Here is a 3,393-nt window from a genome sequence, read left to right as displayed (position 1 = left end):
TTCCTTTGTACTCACCCTCTCGGGCTTTCCTCCGGGCTTCCCTTCGGTCTTGCGTTTCCGACTCTATCAGATCCTTTTCGATCCGATTTCCTCGGCGCTTTCCAGGTTCCCGCTTCCGCGTTTCCCTTTCCGGCGGTTCCGACTCTATCAGATCCTTTCGGGCCTGATCCCCGGTCAGCGGGGTTTGCCTTCGCGGCTGTTGGGCCGTTCCGACGTCCCTAACCTTAGCGCGCTCTCTCGGCGATTCCCAAATCGAAGCCGGTGAGGAGTCGATCGGTCGTCGAGTCCCTATTCGAATTGAATTCGGGCGTGCCGAAATCAACCCTATCGGGAGGTCGAGCTGGTGGTTTGGGTGCCGCTGGTGCGGCGGAAGTGCTGTCGAAGAACCGTTACGGCTCTGCGGCAACCCGAAGAACTTTACGGATCCGCCAGGGGGCTGTCAAGCGGCCCTGTCAAGATCTTTTCGGCCCGGGGGTCAGTCCAGGTCGGTGAGACGTCCGCCGGCGTCCGGCTGGGAGTCCTCGACCCGACGCAGCAGACGCGTGAGCACTTCGCCCAGCGCCGTGCGCTCGCCGGGCGTCAGGTCCTGGAGCAGGTCCTCCTCGAAGACCGACGCCAGGCGCATCGCCTCCAGCCACTTCTCTCGCCCCTCGGATGTCAGCTCCACGATGACTCGTACGCGGTTGGACTCGTCTCGCTCACGGGTCACCAGGGATTCGGCAACCATGCGGTCGATCCGGTGAGTCATCGCGGCCGGGGTGAGTCCGAGGCGCTTGGCGAGGTCGCTGGGGCCCAGACGGTAGGGAGCGCCGGAGAGAACGAGGGCCTTGAGGACCTCCCACTCCGCGTTGCTGATGCCGAGGGCCGAGGTCTGACGGCCGTAGGCGACGTTCATGCGGCGGTTCAGGCGGGAGAGGGCCGAGACGATCTGCTCGACCTGGGGGTCGAGGTCCTGGAACTCGCGCTGATACGCGGCGATCTGCTCTTCGAGGGTCGGCTCACTGGGGCCGGGGGTGTCGCCCATGTGCGCAGTATCGCACGATCGTTCTTTGCCTTGAAGTCCTTGGGTATGTACTCTTTAGCGTCGAACTTTAGTTTCGAAGTCTTCACTCCTAACTTGTGAGAGAGGTGAACGTGACCAGGGCGATGGGCGCGGCGATGCGCCGGATTCACGTGGGCAACGCACTCAGCGCGTTCGGGCTCGGCTTCACGGTCCCGTACCTGTACGTCTATGTGGCGCAGGTGCGAGGGCTGGGGGCCATGACGGCGGGTCTCGTACTCGCCGTCTTCGCTGTGGCCGCGCTGGTCGTGCTGCCGTTCGCCGGGCGGGCCATCGTCCGGCGGGGCCCGCTGCCGGTGTTGCTCGCCGCCCTGGTCACCGCCGCTGTGGGCGCACTCAGTCTGGGGATCGCGAGCAGCGCCGCGGCGGTGCTGGTGTCGGCTTCCCTGCTGGGGGCCGGGCAGGCCGTGATGCAGCCGGCGCTCGCGACGATGATCGTCGACTGCTCGTCGGCGGACACGCGCTCGCGCGCCTTCGCCATGCAGTTCTTCCTGCAGAACCTGGGGCTCGGCGTCGGTGGCCTGATCGGTGGGCATCTGGTCGACACCACCAGCGCCGCCTCCTTCACGCTGCTCTTCGCTATCGAGGCGGCGATGTTCCTGCTGCTGGTCGTGGTGATGGTGACCGTGCGGATGCCGCACGCGCCGCGGATCGAGGTCGCTCCCAAGGCCTCGGGCCGGGGCAACTGGAAGCAGCTGATGGGCAACCGGGCCATGGTGCAGCTCTGCGTGCTGGGCTTCGTGCTGTTCTTCGCATGCTACGGCCAGTTCGAGTCCGGTCTCAGTGCGTACGGGGTCGAGGCCGCCGGGATCTCGACGTCCGCGCTGGGGACCGCGCTCGCCGCCAACACGCTGGTGATCGTCGTCGCGCAGTTCGCCGTGCTGCGGTTCGTGGAGCGGCGCCGGCGGTCGCGGGTGATCGCCGCTGTCGGGCTGATCTGGGCCGTGGCGTGGGCCGTCGCCGGGTACGCCGGGCTCGGGCACGGGAGCCAGGAGATGGCGACAGCCGCGTTCGTCTCGACGTACGCGCTGTTCGGGCTGGGTGAGGCGATGCTGTCGCCGACCGTGGCCCCGCTGGTCGCGGATCTCGCGCCGGAGGGGATGGCGGGGCAGTACAACTCCGCGTTCGCCCTGGTCAAGCAGCTCGCGCTGGCCGTCGGGCCGGCGGTGGGCGGGCCGCTGGGGGCCTCGTTGCACGCGCCGTACATCGTGGCGTTCCTGGTGTTCTCGCTGGGGATCACCGTCCTGGCCGTGCGGTTGGGGCGGCAGCTGACCGATGTGCAGGATCAGCCGTGGCTCGGCAAGAGCCGGGTCGTGGCGCGGGGTGGGGCGCCCGTTTCCGCGGACGTCTGATCCCGGTTCTCCACCAGGCCTGTCGGTTGGGTCAGACCCTAGGTGGTCCGGGTGCGGAGCAGTGCGAACTCGCACCAGACCGCCTTGCCGCCGCCGGGTGTGCGGCGGCAGCCCCAGTTCGAGGCGATCGTGGCGACGATGGCGATGCCGCGGCCCGATTCGTCGCCCGGTTCCGCGCGGCGGCGTCTGGGGAGGTGGTCGTCGCCGTCGGTGACCTCGATGATCAGGCGTCTGTCCGTGCGGCGCAGGCGCAGTCTCATCGGCGGGGTGCCGTGCTGGAGGGAGTTGGCGACCAGTTCGCTGGTGGCCAGGACTCCCAGGTCGTGCAGGTCGGCGGGGAAGCGCCAGCTGGTCAGGACGCCGGAGGCGAAGGCACGCGCGCGGGGTGCCGCTTCCACGCCGCCCAGGAGTTCCAGGGCGGCGTTGCGGAAGAGCTCGCTGTCCGCGCCCGTGCGGGCGGGGTGCTGGAGGACCAGGACGGCCACGTCGTCGTCGTGGTCGGGGGTCACGCCGGCGGAGCGGACCAGGCGGTCGCAGACGACCTGGGGTGTGCCGGTGGCTCCCGCCAGGGCGCGTTCCAGGGCGGCGATGCCCTCGTCCAGGTCCGCGTCGCGGCGCTCCACCAGGCCGTCCGTGTAGAGGACGGCCGTCGAGCCGGGGGCCAGGGGGATCGAGCCCGAGGTGTGCATCCAGCCGCCGGTGCCGAGCGGGGGGCCGGTGGGTTCGTCGGCGCGCAGCACCGTGCCGTTCTCGTCGCGGACGAGGATGGGGAGGTGTCCCGCCGAGGAGTAGATCAGCTTGCCCTCGTTCGGGTCGTGGATGGCGTACGCGCACGTGGCGATCTGGTTGGCGTCGATCTCGGCGGCCAGGCCGTCCAGGAGCTGGAGGACCTCGTGCGGGGGGAGGTCGAGGCGGGCGTAGGCGCGGACCGCCGTGCGGAGCTGGCCCATGACGGCCGCGGCGCGGACGCCCCGGCCCATG

3 protein-coding genes are annotated in these 3,393 nt (G+C 69.4%); 1 reads left to right on the top strand and 2 read right to left on the bottom strand.

Annotated elements, in window-relative coordinates:
• Positions 1-475: 475 nt before the first annotated feature.
• The gene (locus tag ABZ281_RS43070) at positions 476-1,024 is read right to left on the bottom strand and encodes a MarR family transcriptional regulator (protein ID WP_356663556.1); all 549 of its coding nucleotides are present in this window, start codon (positions 1,022-1,024) and stop codon (positions 476-478) included.
• Between the two features lie 122 nt (positions 1,025-1,146).
• On the opposite strand from ABZ281_RS43070, the gene ABZ281_RS43065 reads away from it, so the two are divergent.
• On the top strand, positions 1,147-2,412 hold the full coding sequence (locus tag ABZ281_RS43065) for an MFS transporter (RefSeq protein ID WP_356663558.1): 1,266 nt from the start codon (positions 1,147-1,149) through the stop codon (positions 2,410-2,412).
• Between the two features lie 38 nt (positions 2,413-2,450).
• Here the strand turns inward: ABZ281_RS43065 and ABZ281_RS43060 are convergent.
• Positions 2,451-3,393 (bottom strand): ATP-binding SpoIIE family protein phosphatase (locus tag ABZ281_RS43060; protein ID WP_356663554.1); only part of this gene is annotated, 943 nt, incomplete at its 5' end.

Origin of the sequence: Streptomyces sp. NPDC006265, from assembly GCF_040613555.1 — a bacterium.
Classification (GTDB): Bacteria; Actinomycetota; Actinomycetes; order Streptomycetales; family Streptomycetaceae; genus Streptomyces.
The sequence above is the reverse complement of the archived record's forward strand: the minus strand, read 5'-3'. Positions and strand labels throughout refer to the sequence as shown.

Coding starts and splice junctions, on each gene's coding strand:
- ABZ281_RS43065 (WP_356663558.1), top strand. CDS start 1,147: ATGGGCGCGGCGATGCGCCGGATTCACGTGGGCAACGCACTCAGCGCG.
- ABZ281_RS43070 (WP_356663556.1), bottom strand. CDS start 1,024: ATGGGCGACACCCCCGGCCCCAGTGAGCCGACCCTCGAAGAGCAGATC.